This window comes from uncultured Roseobacter sp., assembly GCF_947495275.1.
GTDB lineage: Bacteria > Pseudomonadota > Alphaproteobacteria > Rhodobacterales > Rhodobacteraceae > Roseobacter.
In genome coordinates this window covers 1-22,011 of the sequence record NZ_CANLYL010000024.1, presented here as the reverse complement: position 1 = coordinate 22,011, position 22,011 = coordinate 1, and the positions used below count along the sequence as shown (strand labels likewise).

General features: G+C 56.6%; 20 protein-coding genes. 17 read left to right on the top strand and 3 right to left on the bottom strand.

All coding sequences use genetic code 11. From position 1 onward, the window contains the following. Positions 1–163: 163 nt before the first annotated feature. Positions 164–1,480 (bottom strand): aspartate aminotransferase family protein, encoded by a 1,317-nt coding sequence (locus Q0802_RS23400; protein WP_298922352.1) that lies wholly within the window; start codon positions 1,478–1,480, stop codon positions 164–166. A 150-nt stretch (positions 1,481–1,630) separates the two neighbouring features. Here Q0802_RS23400 and Q0802_RS23395 point away from each other — a divergent pair, with 150 nt between their 5' ends. The 9 genes from Q0802_RS23395 (at position 1,631) to Q0802_RS23355 (ending at position 12,021) form a co-directional block, all read left to right on the top strand. Further along, on the top strand, positions 1,631–2,197 hold the full coding sequence (locus Q0802_RS23395; RefSeq protein WP_298922351.1) for a cupin domain-containing protein: 567 nt from the start codon (positions 1,631–1,633) through the stop codon (positions 2,195–2,197). A 513-nt stretch (positions 2,198–2,710) separates the two neighbouring features. Next, the gene (locus tag Q0802_RS23390; RefSeq protein WP_298922350.1) at positions 2,711–3,631 is read left to right on the top strand and encodes an SMP-30/gluconolactonase/LRE family protein; all 921 of its coding nucleotides are present in this window, start codon (positions 2,711–2,713) and stop codon (positions 3,629–3,631) included. An 18-nt stretch (positions 3,632–3,649) separates the two neighbouring features. After that, on the top strand, positions 3,650–4,510 hold the full coding sequence (locus Q0802_RS23385; RefSeq protein WP_298922349.1) for a xanthine dehydrogenase family protein subunit M: 861 nt from the start codon (positions 3,650–3,652) through the stop codon (positions 4,508–4,510). A gap of 15 nt (positions 4,511–4,525) precedes the next feature. Beyond that, a complete protein-coding gene (locus Q0802_RS23380) occupies positions 4,526–5,029 on the top strand; it encodes a (2Fe-2S)-binding protein (protein WP_298922348.1) in 504 nt (167 codons plus the stop codon). Positions 5,030–5,051: 22 nt separating this feature from the next. Then, on the top strand, positions 5,052–7,541 hold the full coding sequence (locus Q0802_RS23375; protein ID WP_298922347.1) for a xanthine dehydrogenase family protein molybdopterin-binding subunit: 2,490 nt from the start codon (positions 5,052–5,054) through the stop codon (positions 7,539–7,541). Between the two features lie 11 nt (positions 7,542–7,552). After that, positions 7,553–8,494 (top strand): 3-keto-5-aminohexanoate cleavage protein, encoded by a 942-nt coding sequence (locus tag Q0802_RS23370; protein WP_298922345.1) that lies wholly within the window; start codon positions 7,553–7,555, stop codon positions 8,492–8,494. Continuing rightward, positions 8,494–9,243 carry a TetR/AcrR family transcriptional regulator gene (locus Q0802_RS23365; RefSeq protein WP_298922344.1) on the top strand — a complete coding sequence of 250 codons (750 nt, stop codon included), beginning with the start codon at positions 8,494–8,496 and terminating at the stop codon, positions 9,241–9,243. The genes Q0802_RS23370 and Q0802_RS23365 overlap by 1 nt, the downstream gene beginning before the upstream one ends. Then, the gene (locus Q0802_RS23360; protein ID WP_298922343.1) at positions 9,236–11,611 is read left to right on the top strand and encodes a transketolase; all 2,376 of its coding nucleotides are present in this window, start codon (positions 9,236–9,238) and stop codon (positions 11,609–11,611) included. Before Q0802_RS23365 ends, Q0802_RS23360 begins: the two co-directional genes overlap by 8 nt. Before the next feature lie 35 nt (positions 11,612–11,646). Beyond that, positions 11,647–12,021, top strand: a complete 375-nt coding sequence (locus Q0802_RS23355) for a VOC family protein (protein WP_298922342.1) — start codon at positions 11,647–11,649, stop codon at positions 12,019–12,021. Positions 12,022–12,343: 322 nt separating this feature from the next. Here the strand turns inward: Q0802_RS23355 and Q0802_RS23350 are convergent, their stop codons facing one another. Continuing rightward, a complete protein-coding gene (locus tag Q0802_RS23350) occupies positions 12,344–13,048 on the bottom strand; it encodes a YafY family protein (RefSeq protein WP_298922341.1) in 705 nt (234 codons plus the stop codon). 107 nt (positions 13,049–13,155) lie between these two features. Here Q0802_RS23350 and Q0802_RS23345 point away from each other — a divergent pair, with 107 nt between their 5' ends. The 8 genes from Q0802_RS23345 (at position 13,156) to Q0802_RS23310 (ending at position 21,045) form a co-directional block, all read left to right on the top strand. Continuing rightward, the gene (locus tag Q0802_RS23345; RefSeq protein WP_298922340.1) at positions 13,156–13,593 is read left to right on the top strand and encodes a hypothetical protein; all 438 of its coding nucleotides are present in this window, start codon (positions 13,156–13,158) and stop codon (positions 13,591–13,593) included. Between the two features lie 40 nt (positions 13,594–13,633). Continuing rightward, complete coding sequence (locus Q0802_RS23340) at positions 13,634–13,990, top strand: VOC family protein (RefSeq protein ID WP_298922339.1); 357 nt, start codon at positions 13,634–13,636, stop codon at positions 13,988–13,990. Positions 13,991–14,039: 49 nt separating this feature from the next. Further along, positions 14,040–14,666: an NAD(P)-binding oxidoreductase gene (locus Q0802_RS23335; protein ID WP_298922338.1), complete on the top strand. Its 627-nt coding sequence runs from the start codon at positions 14,040–14,042 to the stop codon at positions 14,664–14,666. Next, positions 14,663–15,139, top strand: a complete 477-nt coding sequence (locus tag Q0802_RS23330) for a GNAT family N-acetyltransferase (RefSeq protein WP_298922337.1) — start codon at positions 14,663–14,665, stop codon at positions 15,137–15,139. Before Q0802_RS23335 ends, Q0802_RS23330 begins: the two co-directional genes overlap by 4 nt. Positions 15,140–15,474: 335 nt before the next feature. Beyond that, positions 15,475–16,998 carry a PLP-dependent aminotransferase family protein gene (locus tag Q0802_RS23325; RefSeq protein WP_298922336.1) on the top strand — a complete coding sequence of 508 codons (1,524 nt, stop codon included), beginning with the start codon at positions 15,475–15,477 and terminating at the stop codon, positions 16,996–16,998. 137 nt (positions 16,999–17,135) lie between these two features. Beyond that, positions 17,136–17,504: a hypothetical protein gene (locus tag Q0802_RS23320; protein WP_298922335.1), complete on the top strand. Its 369-nt coding sequence runs from the start codon at positions 17,136–17,138 to the stop codon at positions 17,502–17,504. 86 nt (positions 17,505–17,590) lie between these two features. Beyond that, positions 17,591–20,344 carry a hypothetical protein gene (locus tag Q0802_RS23315; RefSeq protein ID WP_298922334.1) on the top strand — a complete coding sequence of 918 codons (2,754 nt, stop codon included), beginning with the start codon at positions 17,591–17,593 and terminating at the stop codon, positions 20,342–20,344. Positions 20,345–20,406: 62 nt separating this feature from the next. Next, entirely contained in the window at positions 20,407–21,045 is a 639-nt protein-coding gene (locus Q0802_RS23310; RefSeq protein ID WP_298922333.1) for a hypothetical protein, read from the top strand. A 655-nt stretch (positions 21,046–21,700) separates the two neighbouring features. Here the strand turns inward: Q0802_RS23310 and Q0802_RS23305 are convergent. Then, positions 21,701–22,011 (bottom strand): transposase (locus tag Q0802_RS23305; RefSeq protein WP_298922332.1); only part of this gene is annotated, 311 nt, incomplete at its 5' end.

The window sequence follows — 22,011 nt, the reverse complement described above, 5'->3', positions numbered from 1 at the left end:
CCAAACCAGTCATTCGCCGCATCACCGATTTTCCGGCCCGCGCAACTGTCTAAATAACGTACAAGCTTCCGGGCGTGTGATTTGGCCACAGATATAGTGACCGATCAATTCGATCGGGGTCGCATCTTTCATGATGTCGGTCCTTTAAGTTAGCGGATGAAGGTCATGGCAATTCACGCAGAATTTGCTCAAGTATATGGAACATTTCGGTAATTTCGGGCTCCGTGATGATCAATGGAGGCGACAATGCGATGATGTCGCCTGTTACGCGGATCATAAGTCCTGCATCCCAGGCACGTTTCATCGCCTTGAATGCGCGCGCACCCGGCGCACCGTCACGCGGGGCAAGCTCAATCGCTCCGACAAGACCGAGGTTACGGATGTCTATCACATTCGGAAGATCTTTCAGCGCGTGCAAATGATCTTCCCACGGCTGGGACAACAGCGCGGCGCGTCGGAAAAGATCATTCTCCTCGTAGGTCGGGAGGGTTGCCAGGGCCGCAGCGCAGGCGATCGGATTGGCCGAATAGGTGTAACCGTGAAACAGCTCGATCGGGCCGTCCGCATTTTCCATTGCCGCGTTGTAGATCTCGTCGCGAACAATCACAGCGCCCATGGGGATCACACCATTCGTCAGCCCTTTGGCTGTCGTGATAATGTCCGGTGTGACGCCGAAATAGTCGGAGGCAGTGGCAGCACCAAGGCGGCCAAAGGCCGTGATGACCTCGTCGAAAATCAGCAGAATACCATGTTTGTCGCAGATCTCGCGCAGCCGTTTCAGGTACCCTTTGGGCGGCAACAGAGCCCCTGTTGAACCGGCCATTGGTTCCACGATGACAGCAGCGATTGTTGATGCATCATGCAAGGCGACGATGCGCTCAAGATCGTCAGCCAGTTCGGCACCATGTGCCGGGCACCCGCGCGAAAACTGGTTTCTTTCCAGATCATGCGTGTGACGAAGATGATCAACACCGGTCAGCAAAGACCCGAAATACATCCGGTTCTTGACGATGCCACCGACAGAGATGCCACCGAAACCTGTTCCGTGGTACCCGCGCTCTCGACCAATCAACCGGGTGCGCGCACCATCGCCACGCATCCGGTGATGGTGCAGCGCAATCTTGAGCGCTGTATCGACGGACTCAGATCCGGAATTGGTGAAGAACGCGTGGCTCATGCCCTCCGGCATCAGAGAGACCAACTTGTTGGCCAGCTCGAACGCCGAAGGGTGGGAGAACTGGAAGTTCGGCGCATAGTCGAGTTCGTGCACCTGTTTCTGTACGGCCTCGACAATCAAGGGATCGCGGTGCCCGGCATTCACGCACCATAGCCCGGCTGTACCGTCCATGACTTTGCGGCCGTCCGTACTGGTGTAATACATTCCCTCGGCCGAGCTGATCATACGTGGCTCTGAAACGAAATCACGGTTTGCCGTGAAGGGCATCCAGAAGGAAGCCATATGGTTTTGCTTGTCGAGCATGATCGTTTTCCCAAACCCAAAATAGGTATTATTTTCCATAATCTTGCAGGAAGCGCGTTTCTTGGGGAGCCAGTTTCTTAGGAATATGCAAGTCATTGAAATTCGTCCCGCTTTGCGCCAAAGTGCTTTCGATCGAAAGCAGGAAAGCGCATGACGGACAAAAGCAGCGTTGATCTGGATGTGGCGAAACGGCTTCGCTTGATTCGAACTTCAAAGGGACTTAGCCAACGTAAGATGGCGAGCCTCGCAAACGTCGGCAGTGGGACGATCTCGCAGATCGAAAGTGGCGCAACTCAACCCTCCGTTGCCCTGCTGAAGAAAATCCTGACCGGCGTCGACGTCAGCCTTGGCTTCTTTTTCAGTTTTGAGCTCACAGACGAGGAGACCTTCTACTTCCCAAAGGGCAGCATGCGGGATCTTGGATCACACGGCGTGTCGTACCTGCTCGTCGCTGGGGAGCGCCGCGGCCGTAAGCTGCAAATGCTGATTGAAGAATACGCAGTTGGCGCGGACTCCGGGCGAACGCCTCTGTCCCATGAAGGCGAGGAATGCGCCGTAGTTGTCGAAGGTTGGCTGGAAGTAACAGTGGATGGTCAAACCCGCGTCCTCGGGCCGGGCGACGCCTACTACTTCACTAGCTTGCTTCCGCACTACTTCAAGAACGCAGCCGATGTACCCTGCAAGGTCATCAGCGCATGCACGCCGTCGTCCTTCTGATTGCCCAAGCACATTGAACAGACAGTCTCTTGCAAGCCATCTAACACCTGCTGTGACACACACGCACACGTGTCCGGACCGCCTTCGATAGCGGCCCATACCGGTCATTTGCCTCTAATGCTATGCTGCAATGCAGCTTCCCGAAAGCTGAGATTCAGACACGGTAGTCATTTACGACAGCGCGGGTAAGAATTGAAGCCTGACCAACCTTGCAGATAGGCGAATTTTTTGGGCGTTTGAGGCGTTGGATATTGCAGCAACGGGCAAATATCTCCGCTGTCACAGGAGTTCCCTTGCTGTTGTGCGTATGTGGCGCTTGTTTCTCGCTTTCTGCTTCGGTCGCAGCAATCGCATAAACACCGTACAGTTCCCGGCGCGGTCGTCGAAGCAGAGATCGCGAACGGGGCGGGTTAACTGGAAGATCGGCTTAAATTCGTAGTCCTCAAAATTTATTATACATTTGTACAAATAAATAGTAACACAGTCGTGTGGCTTCGCGAATCGAGGACCAGAATGACGCCGGAATTCACCATTGAATGCCTCCTGACTGTCGATAATCATCTCGGCGAAGGGCCGATCTGGGACGTTGAAGACCAGTGCCTCTACTGGGTGGACAGCACTGGCCGACGGGTTGGCAAGGACGCGATTTGGCGGCTGGAACCCGCGACGGGCGATGTCAAAAGCTGGCCACTGGATGCCGATGTGGGCGCGATGGCGCTGCGTACTTCCGGCGGGGCAGTGCTCGCACTGTCCGATGGCTTCTATTCATTCGACTTTGAGGCCGGTCAGGCCAATCTCATCGCGAAAGTCGACGACGATCCGACACGGGCACGCCTCAATGACGGGAAATGCGACCGCCGCGGCCGTTTCTTTGCAGGCGGCATGGATGACAAAGAAGAACTTGGAATCTGCGGCTTGTGGCGGCTCGACCCAGATTTGAGCCTGACGAAAGTCGAAAATGGGATCATCTGCTCGAACGGCCCATGCTGGAGCCCGGATGACACGGTTTTTTACTTGGCAGACACGTTCCAGAACGAAATCTGGGCCTACGACTACGACCTCGACTCTGGAACGGTTTCGAACCGGCGCGTGTTTGCCTCGACGGCCCATGACGCAGGCTTCGCCGACGGGTCGACCATAGATGCGGAGGGGTATCTTTGGAACGCCCAGGTCATCTCTGGCGATCTTATCCGCTACGCGCCTGACGGAACCGTCGACCGGAAGATCTCGATGCCGGTGAAAAACATAACGTCGGTCATGTTTGGCGGGCCGGAGCTTGACGAAATTTACATCACATCGATGGCGCGCGTTAGCCATCCGGCAACGCATGACAATTTCGCTGTTGAGACCAAACCGCAATTTGCTGCGGGCGGGCTTTTTCGCATTTGCGGACTTGGCATAAAGGGCGTGCCCGAGCCGCGTTTCGCGGGTTGAGACTACAGGGAGGAAACTATGAAACCAGCACCCTTTGACTATCACAGGCCCGAGGATTTGCAGAGTGCGCTTTCGTTGCTAGGCACTCACACAGATGCGAGCATTATTGCTGGCGGGCAGAGCCTCGTGCCGATGATGAATTATCGGCTGGCTCAACCTGAGCATCTGATCGACATCAACCGCCTGTCTGAGCTTGATTACATTCGTGAGGACGGCGATCAGATCACGATCGGTGCCCTGGCGCGACACGATGCTATTCATGCTTCTGAGCTCATTGCAGAACACATGCCGCTCATTTCACATGCGTATGAATGGATCGCGCACAAAGCGGTGCGCAATCGCGGGACACTGTGCGGCAACCTCTGTCACGCTGACCCGGCATCGGAAATGCCGGCGATTATTCAGGTGCTGGAAGCAACGCTGATCCTGGCACGGAACGGATCGTCAAGAGAAGTTCCCGCCAAAGAGTTCTTCGTCGGGACCTACGACACCGTGTGCGAAGAAGACGAGATGCTTGTGGAGCTTCGCATTCCCAAACCCACGGCAGGCACCGGATGGGGCTTTGAGGAAGTCAGTATGCGCAAGGGCGACTTTGCCTGGGCCGCCGTCGTCTGCTTGCTGCGCGTCGAAAATGGCCGGCTTGACGATGTTCGCGTCGCGGTATCCGGGGCCGCTGAAATCGCGCTCCGCCTTCCCGACCTCGAGGTCGCGCTGGCCGGACAGGCCCCCTCATCGGATATCTTCGAGAATGCCGCGACCAAGGCCGTAGACGCGCTGGCACCGGTCGGATCGGCGACGGTCAGTGCCGACTATAAGCGCGATCTCGTACGCGCGCTTTTGCCTCGTGTGCTGTCTGCGGCGACGGCGCGAGCAAGCTAATTGGGAGGGAAACAAATGAACACGACGGCAATCGAACTTGAGGTCAACGGAAGAAAGCATTCGGCGAATGTTCCGCCACGAAAACTTCTTAGTGATTTCATCCGCCAGGATCTTGCGCTCCCGGGCACACATGTTGGTTGTGAACATGGCGTTTGCGGGGCTTGTACCATCCTCATGGATGGCAAGGCTGTGCGCGCCTGCTTGATGTTTGCGGTGCAGGCCGACGGCGCGTCGCTCACTACCGTTGAAGGCCTGAGCAAAGCGGAAGAACTGCACCCGATACAGCATGCGTTCTGGGAAGAGCACGGGTTGCAATGCGGGTTCTGCACGCCAGGCATGTTGGCAGCTGCACACGAGTTGCTGTCCGAGAATACTGACCCGACGGATGAGGAGATCCGGGAGGCGATATCAGGAAATCTCTGTCGCTGCACAGGTTACGAATACATCATAGACGCGATCCGTACTGCGGCAAAGAAGCTGCGTGTGACGCAGGCGAGTGACGCCTCGCAGAATGCATGATCGTCGGCGAGGGAGGAAAACCATGAGTTCACATCTGAAAAGCAACGTCATTCCGCCGAGCCGTCAGCGTGAAAAGCCCCGCGCGGGCATGACCTGGATTGGTCAGAGTATGAAACGCGTGGAAGACCCTCGTATATTGGTCGGCAAGGGCGGTTACGTCGACGACGTGGTCGTCCCAGGCATGGCTCATGCTGCGATGGTGAGCAGTCCGCACGCCCATGCGCGCATCGTCTCGATCGACACATCCAAGGCCAAGAATCTGCCCGGTGTCATTGGTGTCTATACCGGCGCCGACTTGGCGACCGTCGTCGATCCCTGTCCGAGCTTCGCCTCTCCTCCCGTCACCCAGCATGCCATGTGCATGGACAAGACGCGTCATGTGGGCGAGGTTGTTGCGGCCGTCGTGGCCGAGGACCGCTATATTGCCGAAGATGCCGCGGCCCTGGTCGAGGTCGAATACGAAATACTCACCGCGAATGTCGACATCGAGGCCTCGCTGGAGGCCACGGGAGATGCGGTGCTGCATCCCGATGATCGCGAGAGCAATCGCGCGCTGGACGAAAGCTTCAGTTTCGGTTCGGTCGAGGATGATTTTGCGGGTGCCGACAAGGTCATCAAGCGGCGCTTGCGCTGGAACCGCTCATCAGCGCAAGCCATCGAGACCTGCGGTGTGGTGGCGGAATACGACGCTTTCAAGGGCGGCTACACCATACACGCCAACACGAACTTCTACAACTTTATCCCTTTTGTCATCGGCGGCAGCCTTCGGGTGTCCCCGGGGGAGTTGCGGCTGATCCCGGTTCTCACTGGTGGCAGCTTTGGGTCCAAGGTGTTCATCCACAAGATCATCATCCTGACCGCCGGACTTGCGCGTCTGTCCGGAGTGCCGGTGAAATACATCGAAGACAGGCTCGAGCACTTCACCAATTCCGATAGCCACGGGTCGGATCGACTCTATGACTGTGAACTTGCTGTCATGAACGACGGTACGTTCAAGTCGATGCGGTTCACGGTGCTCGATGACTACGGTGCTTATCTTCAGTTTGGGGTCGGTACACACGGAAACGCCATGGCGCAGGTCACCGGACCTTACCGGATCGAGAGTTTCGCGATGCGCGTGATCGCCGTGCTGACCAACAAATGCCAGCAAGGTCCTTATCGAGGGTTCGGATCCGAGGTCACCAATTGGGTAATGGAACGCATGGCGGACGCGGCGGCGGAGGAGCTGGACCGTGACCCGGTAGACCTGCGCGAGCAGAACATGATCCAGCCAGACGAGTTCCCTTACATGATCACGACCGGCAACATCTATGACAGCGGGAACTTTCAGGAAGTGTTGGCACAGGCCAAAACCCTGTTCGACCTCGAAGGTTGGAAAAGGAAAGCCGCTGCGGCGCGTGCGGACGGACGCTGCGTCGGGGTCGGTGTGGCAACCTGCATGGAACGCAGTGTCTATGGTCCTACCGAGTGGTGGTTTCTGAACAAAAAGGAAGAGCCGGGCTTTACTCTGACCTCGACACCCGAGGGGATATCGGCGCGGTTCGATCCATCAGGCAAACTCTTTGTGACGCTCAATTCCTGCATGGTGGGCACCAGCCCCGAAACGGTGGTGACCCAAGTCCTGGCCGAGCGGCTGACCGTCGCGCCAGAGGATATCGTGTTCAACTACGCCGACAGCCAGACAGGTTTCAACGGTGTCGGCCCGCAAGGCAGCCGGTTCACCGCAATGGTAACCGGTGCCTGTGTCACAGCCTCGATCCGGCTGGAAGAAAAACTGAAGCGGTTTGGCGCGCATATGCTGCAACGGCGACCGGAAGACGTCGAGTTGCGCGGTGGAATGGTCGCGGTGAAGGACGGCCTGGAAGATCAGGCAAAGAGCTTTGCCGAAATCGCACTGATGTCGAGTTTCTTCCGCCTCAGCTTTCCAGACGAGGAGGCGTTTGACAGCGGGCTTGAGACCACGGCGGTCTACGACCACCCCATCTCGGCAGAGCCGCATCCCGATCGCGAGCATCTAGGGATTTTCTATCCCATCGTCGGGCATATCTGTCACATAACCGCGGTTGAAGTCGATCCCGAGACAGGAAAAGTCGAGATCCTCGACTACGCGGCGGTACATGACAACGGCACGATCGTGAACCCGCGCACGCTTGGCGGACAGGTTTGGGGCGGGACTGCAAACGGTATTGGCACCACGCTGACCGAGCATTTCATTTACGATGAGGACGGCCAATTCACCAATCCTAACTTTGCTGAGTTCGCCCTTCCCTCGGCACATGAAATGCCAAAAAATCTGAAGTTGGGACATGTCGAGACCCCCAGCCCCTATACCGAATATGGCATCAAGGGCGGTGGCGAAGGCGGGCGCTTGGGCGCGCCCTCTGCACTGACAACCGCGATTGAGGATGCGCTGCGCGAAAAGGGCGTTAAGATATCCGCATTGCCGGTGACACCGCCTGTGCTTCGGGGCCTGATCCGGAACGCCGACGCCGCGGCCGCCGCTGCGGACTAGACGAGGACACCATGGCTGAGCCGAGACCAGTTATCATAACTTGCGCCGTCACCGGGGCAATCCATACGCCATCGATGTCCCCTTATCTGCCGGTGACGGCTGCAGACATCGTGGCCTCTGCGAAAGAGGCGGCGGAGGCCGGAGCCGCAGTCCTCCACCTGCACGGGAGGCACGAGGAGACGGGTCAACCGGACCAAAGCGTGGAAGCCTTCCGGCGGATCGTCAAGCCGCTCTCGGCAGCGACAAACGCCGTGCTGAACCTGACGACCGGCGGCAGCCCCTATATGACCGCAGCCGAGCGAGTTGCACCAGCGCGTGATCTGGCACCGCGTCTTGCCTCTCTCAACATGGGCTCGATGAACCTCGGGCTCTTCCCGATGCTGAAGCGCTACTCTGAATTCCGTAATGACTGGGAACGGACGCATCTGGAGAACAGCCACGACCTTGTCTTCCGAAACACTTACAGTGACATCTCGCATATCCTGAAGACATGCCGCGAGAACGGCACGCGGTTCGAATTCGAGTGCTACGATACCTCGCACCTCTACAATCTCGCGCATTTCGCCGAGAGCGGTGCAGTGGAACCGCCCTTCTTCGTGCAAACCGTCTTCGGCCTCATGGGCGGGATCGGTACTCATGTCGATGACATCACCCATATGCGCCGCACCGCGGAGCGCCTCTTCGGGGCCGACCTCGTTTGGTCGGCACTTGGCGCAGGGGCACATCAGATGCGCATCGCCGCCACGGTCGCCGCGTCTGGCGGTCATGTCCGCGTCGGACTGGAGGATTCGCTTTGGTCGGGGCCGGGCCGCATGGCCAAGTCGAACGCCGAGCAGGTGCGGCAGGTGAAAAAGATACTTCAAAGGTTAGGCCTCCGCGCCGCGACGCCCGAAGAGGCTGCCGAGATACTGGCGCTCTCACCCACGATGTTCGACAAGAAAGGTGCCATGTGATGCAGAGCATCGACGGATTGGAAAACGAGATCAGCCTGGAGACAGCTTTCGAGGCAACGCCGCCGACCCCGAAGCGACAAACCGGAAAGAAGCCTGGTCGCCCGAAAGGAAAATCTTCGGACCAAACGCGCGAGCGTATCCTGGACGCCGCCGAACGCTTGTTCGCAAATGAAGGCTATGACGGCGCAACCCTGAGGGACGTCGCCGCCGCAGCGGATGTGCAGCTCCATGCGGTCGGATATCACTTCGGCCCGAAGGATATCCTCTTCGACACGGTGATTTCCCGACGTTCGGTAATCATGACTGAACTCAGGATGAACGCGCTGAGCGCTGCCAGGCGCGCCGCAGTCGGCGGCGTTGTCCCGATCGAAACGCTGGTGCGCGACTACATCAGCCCGTTTGTTCTCTCTGCGGGAGAAGGAGACCGGGGATGGCGCACCTATGCTGCTCTCATGGGACGCCTGGCAAATTCTCCACTGGGCACGGAGATTATCGCGCGACATTACGATGCAACGGCGCGGGAGTACCTAAAAGAGTTTAGCCGCGCCCTCCCGGATGTAATCGAGGCGGATGTGATCGAAGGGTTCTCGGCTATGGTCGCCGCAATGCTGGGGCTCTGTGCCGATACCGGTCGACCCGCTCGATTAGGGCAACCAAAAATCGCGCATCGCAAACCTTCTGATAGCCTGGAAACGCTCGTCAGGTTCCAGACGGCGGGGTTCAAGTCACTGGGAAATGTCGATGGCTGAAATAGAGATCCTGCGCGCCATCGAGAAAAGGTTGCTATGGTTCGCTTGCTGGATGATCCACAACGCCAACCACATCCGCGAAAAGAATGAGATCAAGGTTGGCGGCCACCAGGCGTCATCAGCGTCGATGGTGACGATCATGACAGCGCTCTACTTCGCCGCCTTGCGGCCCGAAGACCGGGTCGCGGTCAAGCCGCACGCTTCTCCAGTCTTTCACGCGCTTCAATACTTGATGGGCAACCAGACCCGCGAGAACCTCGAGAATTTCAGAGGTTACGGCGGTGCCCAAAGCTATCCAAGCCGGACAAAGGACGTGGACGATGTGGATTTCTCCACCGGCTCGGTTGGGCTTGGCGTCGCCATCACCGCATTCGCGTCGATGATTCAGGATTATATCCAGGCCAAGCCGTGGGGTGCGCCGCGTAACGAAGGGCGGATGATTGCATTGGTTGGTGACGCCGAACTCGACGAGGGCAACATTTATGAATGCCTTCAGGAGGGGTGGAAACACGGTCTGCGAAACACCTGGTGGGTGATCGATTACAATCGCCAAAGCCTCGACGGGATGGTCCGTGAAGGGTTGTATAACAGAATCACCGACATCTTCCTTGCCTTCGGTTGGCAGGTGGAGGTTCTGAAGTACGGCGCGCTTCAGCGTGCGGCGTTCACGCGCCCGGGCGGGGCCCAATTGCGCGACTGGATTGATACCTGCCCGAACGCTGTTTACTCGGCGCTGATCTTCCAGGGTGGCGCAGCCTGGCGAAAACGCCTGCTTTCCGATCTGGGCGATGACCCGGACGCGCGTGCACTGATCGAAAGCTACGATGACGATGCGCTTGCCACTCTGATGGAGAACCTTGGCGGCCATTGCATGGAGACGCTCATATCCACTTTTCAGGGCATCGACCACGACCGACCGGTGGCCATCATCGCCTATACCGTGAAGGGCTGGGGCACACCTCTGGCTGGCCACAAGGACAATCACGCCGGATTGATGACCGAAGTACAGATGGACGGGTTCAAAACACGTATGGGTGTTCGGTGCGGTCATGAATGGGATCTCTTCGAAGGCCTCACCGTTGACGAGACCGATCTCAGGAACTTCCTTAGCACTGTCCCGTTCTTCGCCGAAGGTACGCGCCGTCGCCACGCCGCGCGCGTCCCAGCGCCAGCCCTGCCTGCACCGACTGAGGCCTCGACGTCGACCCAGGCGGCGTTCGGTCGACTTCTCGACGTGCTCGCAAAAGGTGACAGCGACCTTGCAGCCCGGATTGTCACAACCTCGCCTGATGTGACCGTTTCCACAAATCTCGGGCCATGGGTGAACAGGCGCGGCCTGTTCGCGCGTAAGGATGTCCCCGACACATTCCGCGATGAACGAGTGCCTAGCACACAGAAATGGCGGTTCTCGCCCTCCGGACAGCACCTTGAACTGGGGATCGCCGAGATGAACCTCTTCCTGCTTCTCGGTGCAGCGGGCCTGTCGCATTCCCTGTTCGGCGAGAGGCTAATCCCAATCGGTACGCTTTACGATCCCTTCGTCAGCCGCGGTCTCGATGCGCTCAACTATGCATGCTATCAGGATGCGCGTTTCATCGTTGTAGGCACACCATCAGGCGTCTCCTTGGCATCTGAAGGCGGTGCGCATCAATCCATCGCGTCACCTCTGATCGGGATGAGCCAAGATGGATTAGCGGCCTTCGAGCCGGCCTTTGCGGACGAGTTGGCGGTGATTATGGAGTGGGCATTCGACTATTTGCAGCGCGACGGCGAAGGCGATCCGGACGAGCGCACCTGGCTTCGGGACGAAACAGGCGGATCGGTCTATCTACGGCTCTCTACACGACCTGTCGAGCAAATGCGGCTGCCGATGAGCGACGACCGGACGCAGGGCATCCTAGATGGGGCGTATTGGTTAAGGGAGCCGGGGCCGAATTGCGAGGCCGTGTTGATTTATCAGGGTACTGTCGCAACGGAAGCAATCGCTGCCGCCGGTCATGTGGGTGTCGACCGGCGCGACTTGGGCGTGCTTGCAGTGACCTCGGCTGACCGTCTGAATGCCGGGTGGCAGTCGGCACAGCGCCAGCGCGCAGCCGGGAACAGTGCCGCGCAATCGCATATCGAGGCGCTTTTGTCCCGTGTTCCGCGAGAGGCAACGCTGGTTACCGTGATCGACGGTCATCCAGCGACGCTAAGTTGGATTGGTGGCGTGCATGGGCACCCGACAATCAGCCTTGGCGTGGAACATTTCGGCCAGACAGGCACGGTTGCTGACCTGTATCATCACTTTGGAATCGACCGGCACGGTATCCTGTCGGCGCTCGACAGGCTCAGCATAGGTCGACCAATCAGTTTGGGGCTTTACTAGGCGCAGAACCTGCGTCGAAGAAGGGAGGGGCCGATATGGAGATAAGGCGGCTCGATCACGTCAATATCCGCACCAGCAAGCTCGACGAGATGATCGCGTGGTACGAGAAATATCTTGGCCTGAGGAACGGACACCGACCGGAATTTGGCGTTGGAGGCGCATGGCTTTACAAGGGTGACCACGCGATGGTGCATCTGGTTGAGGTTGACAAGGAATGCGCATCGGTCGAGCCGAAAGTGGAGCATTTCGCCTTTACCGCGACGGGTTATTCTGAATTTGTCGAGAAGCTGAAAACGCATGGTATCGCCACTGAAGTGGTGCGCGTTCCGGGCTTGCCAATCGTTCAGGTCAATTTGGAGGATTGCGACGGCAATCACATCCATGTCGATTTCCCGACGGATGAAGTTTGACCAGTGCGACCTATTTGGTTTCCATGAATTTCCAGGCCCGGCGGCCTGGTAACCTTATACAATTCTCCTGTACACTGTTTGTTGAACCGCGAGGCCATGTCGAGGTAATCCACGGCAAGAAGTCTGCGGTCGGGATCGGCTTTTCCGGCGCTGCTGGCCAAATGCAGGCCCCGCTTGGACCGACACCAAACTCGCAGGTTGTCGTCCTAGCCCAGCAACACAGTTCTTAGCAGTCGGTCCAAACCCGCTGTTGCTTAGTTTGCGCGACGCTGCGCTGCAACTTCCCGAATGCAGTCCTTGGGCAACTTTCCAAATTTCCGTGTCATGTCCCCTCTTCGTAGCGCTTTCGTTCCGCGTCCGTTGCGCGGCGCCACTCGGTTCGTAGAAGGTCCATGCGCCTTGGAATGCCGTGTTCCAGCACTTCTGCCTCGATGATCCGTTCGGTACGGAAGTAACGAAATCCCTCGCGCAACTCGCACCAAGCGGCGATAATGCGGCTTGTGTCCCGATATCCCAAAAATATTGGCCAGATCATCCGACGGGTCTTCTGGCCTGAGTTATCTGAATAGGTCAAAGCAATCTTTTTGCGGCGCCGAATAGCCAACCGAATGTCGGCCGCACCCAACACTTCATCCGGCTGATCAACAGGTGCCACACGGACGACCGGTTCAAGAAACGAGGTGCGATACTTGTCCGGAGCTACAGTTTCCAACTTGGTGATCAGTTTTTCAGCGGCCAGCGCCAGCTCGGGCTCGCCCCGGGTCTGTACCCAAAGTACGCCGAGCGTGACTGCCTCGATCTCGTCCGGGGTCAACATCAGCGGCGGCATGTGAAAGCCAGGTTCCAACACATAACCGACCCCGGCCTCTCCATTGATCGGCACACCTTGGCCGATCAGCGCAGCAACATCACGATATACCGTGCGTTTGGTCACACCCAGTTCAGTTCCAATCGCCTGGGCAGAGATCGGCCCGTTCGCGCGTCTCAGAATCTCAATGACTTCAAATAGCCTGTCGCCGCGCCGCATGTGATCTCCTTTCAATGAAACTGATCATACTGACATTATGCTGACAACACGCTGTCAGTATAGATGCGGTAGAAACAGGAAAGACACCAAAAAGTGGAGATCAAGATATGAGACGTTTCGTTACTCTTACACTCGCCGCAGCCCTACCTGCTGCACTCGGCGCCGAACAAGCGAAGTCTGCAGATCCCGCACCGATCATGGCTATGGGCACCTATGTCCTGACCGACGACATAGAGGGGTCAGAGGTCTTCTACCGCGCCCTGTTCGAAATTGACCCGGCAATCGGGCTGTCGGATTTCGTGGCCTTCGACGTGGCTGGTGGCTGGTTCGCAATCGCGTCGCGGGACAAATACGCACCGGGATCCGAGGCAGGCTCGGGCGCGGTTCCATACCTGCAATCTGCCGATCTGGAAACCCTACAAGTCCGCGCCACCGCCGCCGGTGTGACTGCGCCGGAGATCATCGAAGAACCGGGTATCCATCTGCTCAAGATCACGGACCCAAATGGTCAGCTGATCGAGTTTTTCAAACTGACCAGTCAGTGATGCGCACGATAGGCAACGCAATCTCAAAGGACATCGCACCATGCAGGTGAACTATTCCGTCGTCGGGACCAACGACATGGCCGTTACGACGCAGTTCTATGACCAGCTCTTTGGGCACTCAGGCGTGGAGCGCGTCTCGCCCGCTGACAAAATGACATATTGGCTTGAATCGGACTTTGCCTTTGTCACCGCGATCCCATTCGGTGAAAATCCCGCTACGAAGTGCAACGAAAACATGGTTGGCTTTAACGTCGGATTAGCCGAAGAGGTCAAAAGACTTCACTCCTTGGCTATCGAGCTTGGCGGAACCAGCGAAGGCGCACCGAATCAACGTGGGCCACGCCTCTCGGCCTATGTCAGGGATCTGGACAGGAACAAGATTTACCTCTCCGCTTAACGGAGCTTCGAGCGGCCCATACGCATATTTCGATTGAAAGGAGTAGAATTTGAAACTCGTTGTTTTGGGCGCAAACGGCCGGACTGGTAAGCTTGTGCTGCAAGCTGCGCTTGCAAAGGATATGGACGTCACAGCGGTCGTGCGTTCTGCAGAAAGAACACCCGACCTCCAACATGCAAGACTGCAAGTCGTGGTCGGTGATCCCTGTGATCCCGCGTTCCTCGCGTCGGTGTTTCGCGACCATGCCGCTGTGATTTCGGCCTTGGGCGGTCGGTTGCCTACGAAAGCTGCAACATCGGTGTATTACCGTTCCGCTGACGCCATCGTCGATGCGGCTTCCGCGACAGGTCTCAAACGGGTTTTGGTGATCTCGACAGCGTTGCTGTTCCCAGACCAAACACTGCTCGGAAGAATCCTTCGGATCGTTGTTCCGAAGGTCGTGCACAGCGCCGGGCGTATGGAGAATATCTTGAACAGGTCTGACCTCGAATGGACTTCGGCCCGTGCAGGATTCCTCAATGACGTCCGGGTGTCTGCGTACCGTGCTCAAAGAGAGACTCTACCCGCCCACGGAACAGCAGTTTCCAGATTAGCCCTTGCACAATTCCTGATCGATGCGATTGAAGATCCCGGGACCCAAGGAGCGGTATACGGCGTGGCGCAAGCAAACACATGACAAAAATCACCTTTGCGCGCCTCTCCACGATCGCGGTCGAGGATATTGCGGTACATATGGCCGACCCGGCACTTGTCCCCCATATGCCTCTGCTCAACGGCACTTGGGACAAGCAGCGCTCGGCGGATTTCGTGGCGATGAAGGAAGCCAGGTGGGCACAAGACGGGCTGGGTCACTGGGCAATCCTGGCGGATTGCGCCTATGTGGGCTGGGGTGGCTTCCAGCGCGAGGGTCACGACTGGGACTTCGGACTCGTTCTGAAGCCGTCGGCCTTTGGGTTGGGGATGAGGATCACCGCGCAGGCACTGGAGTTCGCGCGGTGCGATATGCGCATACCATCCGTGACGTTCCTGCTTCCTCCCACCCGCACAAAGTTGGGTGCTCTGACGCGCATGGGCGCAGAGTTCGAGGGTGAGGTAACACTCGATGGGGCGCTGTTCCGAAAGTACCGTCTTCCAACCAGTACGCCCTAAGTCAGAGCAGCCCAAAGCCGCCGCTCGATCAGTCGACGCTACGCTGCGGCGCGGCCATCCATTCCCGTCGTTCGCTGCAATCGCGAATTTGACGATTTTCGAGCTCACATATTGCTGCGAAAATGCCGCTCGAATGGTGGCATCAAAATGGAGCTTCCGCAGCATTGCGAACATTGAGCCTTCCCTCTGAACCCAGAAAACCCAATTATAATCGACCTCGGAAAGAACACTGCGCTTGGAACTGAATAGCTTATTTTGGAGAGCACCCTTCAGCGATGTAAGGGCCTCTCGCTGGTCAAGGGCCCTACCAACCCCGGCTAGTTCTGAAATAGTTCATGCAAAATCGAAGCGGTACGGTACCATGTGGTTTGAGTGAGACGCTACAGGAGATTTCCCTCATAGGTCACCCCGCCGCATTGCTGAACTGGTTAGAAATTGACCGCGAAAAATCCGCACCGCTGTATGATCAGATCAGCGGACAAATTCGGGTTGCGATTTCTCTTGGCCGTTTATCTCCGGGAACTGTATTGCCAGCCTCTCGGGTTTTGTCTCGAGAACTTGGTGTCTCGCGTATCACAACGTTGAAAGCCTACGAGCAATTGACCGCCGAAGGATTTCTGGAAGCGCGTCGAGGTGTCGGCACCCGCGTGACCGAAGACCTGAGTGGGACATCCATCGCAAGGCTGGCAGGCGCGCATCAAACGCAGATGAAAACATATGACAATAAGGCTAAACACCTCCTGAAACTCTTCGATACAGCGTCGACTAGCCTTGCGTTTCAACCCGGAATTCCGGCATTTGATGCTTTCCCGCATGGTGTATGGTCGCGAGTGCTTTCACGTCAGGCTCTCCAAACTGACGCAGACATGTTGGATTACGCTCATACCGGAGGCTATGCGCGACTTCGCGAACAACTGGCATTCTATCTTCGAAGCTCTCGCGGGGTAGAGTGCGACCCCGAGCAGGTCATCGTCGTCACCTCGGTTCGGTCCGCAATCGCAACGGCTTCCGCTGTATTGTGGAAGCGGGGTGCGGTCGTCGCCGTCGAGGATCCGGGATACACTGTCGCCCGCGAATGTCTGACGCAATCCGGGTGTAAGGTCCTGCCAATCCCCACGGATGCCAAAGGATTGCAGGTTGGAAAGCTTCTGGAGAACCGGCAGGATTGTGCGGGCGTATATCTTACGGCGGCACATCATTGGCCGACAGGGGTGACGTTAGCCGCCGACCGCAGAGTAAAGCTCCTTGATTGGGCGATACAGAAAGAAGCGTGGATAATCGAAGATGACTATGACAGCGAATTTCGCTTCGACAGCCCGCCGCTGGGCACGCTCTACGCGTTGGGTTCTGGACGTTCGATCTACGTCGGGACCTTTTCCAAAACACTCGCGCCATCTATCCGGACCGCCTATCTTGTTGTCCCGCACGAGTTGATACCTTGTTTTGAGCGAGATGTGTTCTTTCGGGCGGTCGAGCCCGCCCTGCATGTCCAGGCAGCCTTATCGGAGTTTATGGCGGACGGTCGATTTACCCGGCACATCGGACGTATGAGAAAGCTTTATGCCCGAAGACGCCAAACGTTGGCCGATGCATTGCGTTCAAGGTTTGGCAGCAGGTTGGACGTGGTTGTGCCCGCAGGAGGGTTACAATTGATCGCGCACCTCCCCGTCACCATCTCTGCACAACAAGCAGTTCTCCGCGCCGCTGATGTCGGAATATTTCTTAGAGACATAAGCGGTTGCTACATCAGAGAGCAGCCAAATCTCAATGCGCTGCACATCGGCTTTGCTGCGGTCCCAGAGGATCAGATTGGGCCAAAGGTAGACCGCCTTGCCGATGCGCTTGGCGACAACTTTTGAATTGGTACTAGCAATTACTTTCGAATTGGCTATGCGGCCAAATTGCGCTTCCTGATATTCTTGCCTCAGTTGACACCCCCTCTGCATTGGCTGCCAAGCCAACTGGAACAGGGTGATATTTCAGAAAGGATTTTATCGTGGCTGCGACAATGGCAGACTATCATGTCCTATCAGACCCAGGTTACAGGCTAAGCCCGCAAGACGAACTTCAACTTGATTTCAATCCCCCCAATGACATCGTGCTGTCTGGCAACCCCGTCCATAGACCGGTTCTTTCATTCAGAGTTTATGTTCCCGTGGCCGAAAATCCGTCGCTGACATCACGCGTAACGGTCAAAATCGGAACTACAAAGTTATTTGACGCGACAAAATTTCAGGCCGGTTACACAACGATCTATGAAGTCTTGAACTTCTCAAATCTGACCACGGGAAATCAGACTTTCAAATTCACAACCGACAGCTTCGGTTCAATCAGTGATGTGATCATCTGGTACAAACGAAACTAAGGACTTTGATCGCAATCATCTCGCGTTCCGGCAGCACGCCGCTCATTGCGCGGCAGTGCGGTTCGGATCAACCATCCGGAGGTCTGATGAAACTCTCACACAAACACCCATCCACCGCGCTGAAACAGCTCAGTGCTTCCTTGTTTTTCGTTATTTTGTCCTTTGGCGCCAATACGGTCGTTGCCGAGCCACTTCTGGCGTCAGTGGAGCCCATAACCATGTGCGATCTGGCCACTGATCTCAGCTTTGATCAGAACCCTGATACCGACGAGCGAAGCGGCGACATCGTCCTCCCCGACGCCGAAAATATGCTTGCTGAAAACGGTGTCGCCGCCATATTGCGGGCGCGCGCGCAGGGCGTCTCGGGCGGGCGACGCACCTCAAGGACAAGAGTGGGCTTTCGCTTCACGCCGAACGCAAGTTTTTCGGCTGATTTCGATCTTGCGATGACCTTTAGCGGCTTTCTGCACGACAGCGGTGGTGCGCCTGCGCTGCTGCGCATCAGCGCGAACCTTTTCGAAGAGGGCACCGATGATCCCATCGCCTCCTTCCAACCGGCTTCTCAGGAAAAAGACGGCCCCGCAAATGATCCGACGGCAAGTTTCACAGGCGGTGATGCCTCTGTTACCTTTGATGCCTCGCTCAAAGGCGAAGTCGAATACGAGCTTATCATCGAGCTTCGTGCAAGTTCCCATGGCGTGAGTTCCGAGGCCAATTTTCAAACCAGTGACCGTGGGCTGACGGTTGACTGCCTGGTGATCGAACCCGACCTTATTGACAGCGACGGAGACGCGATATTCGACAGCTGGGAAACAGCCGGGATCGATGCGAACGGCGCTGATAGCAACGACATTGATCTGGACACCACAGATCTGGGGACAGATTTCCGCGGGGTCCCCATCGAGCTTGACCCGATGCGCAAAGATGTTCTTGTTGAAATCGACTATTTCGATTGCGCCACCGGTGGTGATTGCATGACTGGGGACACGCACACGCACCGCCCGATGGACAGTGCCTTGCAAAGGGTGGTGGACGCCTTTGCCCAAGCCCCGGTGACCAATCCCGACGGAACCACGGGTATCAACCTATGGATCGTCATAAGTGATCCGCTGCCCCATCAACAGGTTTGCGCGATAGATGACGGCTGCATCGCTGCCATTAAGCAAAATAGTATTGGGGCCGCCGAGGGTCTGTCATCAGCACAAGGCCGCGCGCGCGAACTGATCTTTCACTACAACCTGTTCGCGCATGCGCTGGATAGTCCTGGCGGTCGGACATCCGGCCGATCAGATGGTGGTGATTGCAACAATTTCCCAGAGCCACGCTGGGGCGACGACTTCATCGTGGCGCTTGGTAACTGGGGCACGCCCAACGGAACTGAAATACAACAGGCCGGGACCTTCATGCATGAACTGGGTCACAACTTTGGCCTCTGTCACGGCGGCTTTCAGGAGGTAAATTGCAAACCCAATTATCTTTCGGTCATGAACTATTCGTTCCAGACCCGTGGCATTCCGACAAGCTCGGGCAACCCCGTTGTCGACTATTCCCGGATCAACCTCAGCGCGTTGGATGAAACACAACTGGATGAAAATGCTGGCATTAATGGTGGCATCAGACAAACTTACTATGGTCCACTGGCAGACATAGACGGCGATGGAACCTTCGACCTTCTCCTTGGGAATGGTAATGGTCCAATCAATTGGGACCAAAGCGTCGACGGCAGTGGCATGCCAACATTTACCTCTTTCCCGCCCGGCGCATCAGCGGATATCAACGATCTTTCGGCCATTATTTCCCAGTGTGCGCCGACGCCCGGCGAAGTCCTTCAAAGTCAAAATGACTGGGACGCCCTCATCTATGATCTTCGGTCATCTGAACTATCGGGTGCGGGCCTGGGTGCGGCCGAAGGTCAGGATATCGAGCTGACAGCCGACGAGGCAGAAGCATTGGACGCAGCCACTTTCTGGCTCCGCAAGAACCCTGAATTCGACTATTCGGCAAAACTCATTTGCGGGTCTCAAACGGATGGCGACGTCCTGAGGCTTGTCCGCGGCACCTATGCAACGACGATCAACATCCTCAACCCCAACAACAAAATGGCAGAGTTCGAGAAAACACTTGTGCTTGCTTATCCGCCCATTGAGCAGAGAGCCGGGAGTGTTCAGCGCATTGCGCTTGATACGTTGCCTGCCCGCCACGCCTTAAAGGTCGATTGCGATGACGTCAGAGCCGCTCTCTTCAAAGAGGGTTTTCCCGAGACCGATGATCCAGGTGCCTATATCGAGGGTTTCGTGACACTGGAAAGCGACAGCAGGCTTGACGTTGTCGGGGTTTACACCGCTGCACCGCTAGATGCGGACGGTCAGATTGCAGCCGGGATCAGCATGGATCTGGAGCGCGCCATTGGTCGCCGTCATCCACCTTCACCTGACTTAGAGGTGGCAAAGACTGTCGAGGTGCTGGGTGTCGATGGGAATACGTGCATTTCGTCACAGTGTTTGCTGCGCTACTCGATCACCGTGCGAAACATAGGTAATGGCGACGCAACGGATGTTCTCCTGCGGGATCGGTTGTCAGTTACAGGTGGGGCCTTCGCTGGCATCAATCCGCAGGCGGGTTGGCAGATCACAGATCAGGGTCGCGCGTCAGCCCACCTCGAAAGAACGATCGATCAATTGCCAAGCGGACAGGACGTCACCTTTGATATCCAGGTTACGGCCATCTTCTTCCCTGAAACGTCGAATGATCCGACTCCTGCAGTTCTCAATACTGCGCAGGTCGATGGTGACGGAGATCGAAACCTGGCAAACAACACCGTTTCGATCATCACCCAGTAATTTCCACCAACTTGAAGGGTGTTATCCCATATAGCGACACCCGCTTTATACGGAGAATTGATATGAAGTTATTAATCACCGCCGCCCTTGTGTCACTGGTGGCCATACCGGCAGCAGCCGCGAGTTTCGTCTATGATTTTGAGGCAGAATACCTAAATGGTTCTGCTGATGATGACAATGTGAACACCGTCGCTGACCTTGCCGGAGCGTTGCTGATCGGGACAACACTCACCGGAACATTGAGCATCGATGACACGTTTTTGTCCGGGGATGCCTCGGTAAGAGAATATGCGCCCGCTTCAATATCCTTCGATCAAATAGATGGGTCAGCCTATGAGCCCTTCACCAGAACGCGGGTCCTAAATGGCGGAACGGATCTGGTGGACATATTCACTGAGCTTGATAGCTATCCGGTCGGTGCGTTAATCAGCAGAGTTCAGATTTTTCTTCGTGATTTTGACGGTGAATTCGCCGGCGATACGGGCTTTCCGACGGCCATTGATCTCGACGATCTAGAACTCAAGCAAATCGCCTTTCTCGGAAACGTCGTCGGCGAAGTGTTTGCGCGAGAACGGGTAAACTACCGGCTCACGTCGATTTCTGCGCCGACTGTGGTTCCCTCCGTACCGCTACCGGCTGGCTTGCCTCTTTTGGGCGGTGGTATGGTATTGATGTTCGGGCTTTTTCTCCGCCGCAACTGAGCTCTGAGCCAGAATCTGGCGCTTCTGACGCTTACTTGAAAATTTGCCTGTATCACTCTCAAATCGGGCGGGTGACATGACTGATTTCGTTGGCAGTATTCTCGCCTCGATGCAAGATATCGGGAGCGTGGCGCCCTGAGTAGCGAAATTCTTGATACCACACGCAAACACTGTGGGGCTGTGGCTGTATCTGCTTACGAACCCTTTGATGAAACAGTGGAGACCATAAAGACGCTGACCGCGTTCGGAATTCAGGTCAACGAGCACTTCATTTTGGGTGCTGAAAGCATCGACCTGGCGATTGCATGGCTTACCGAGCCACCTGCGTTCTTGCCGGAAATTTGGCCAAATCAGAGAACATGTCGTCTTTTCGTAGCGACTTTGCTTCGGACCGCTGTGGCGGTTGTTCCCATCGTTCAACTTGCATGAACGGGTGCCCGCTATTCGATGACCTTATGGTGTGTAAAAACCGGTGAATCTGAAAACCGAGAGCGAGGGCGAGTCCTTTAACCGTTAGTGAAAGCCCGCATTTACCAGTTGCTAGAGTTGCCTTAGCACTTTCAGTAAACGCCGGTTTGCCTGCCGGTTCTGTGGAGAACAACGTGTTGCGAGCGCAGGAAGTGCGGTTCTAAACTGGGTTTGAGCGTCTTTCTGATCAGGCTTTTCGCGGGTGTTGCGGTGCAGGAAAGATCTTGGCCAATTTGCGGAGGTTTTGAGCGGTGGCGGCGAGGAGGAGTTCGTCACTTGCGCTATATGGGTCCGGTAGTCGCAGCCGTCCCAGACCGAGGATGCGTTTGAGGTGGGCAAAGAGCATCTCGATCTTCTTCCTTAGCTTTATTGGGATGTCGTATTGGCGGGTCTTGGCGATATCGCGTGCAACTTGGCGAGCCCCAATCTTCCTTCGGCGTCGAATTCTGATTGTTGGCATCCGCCCCGATCGGGCTGGCATGGATTGCCATGCGCTGA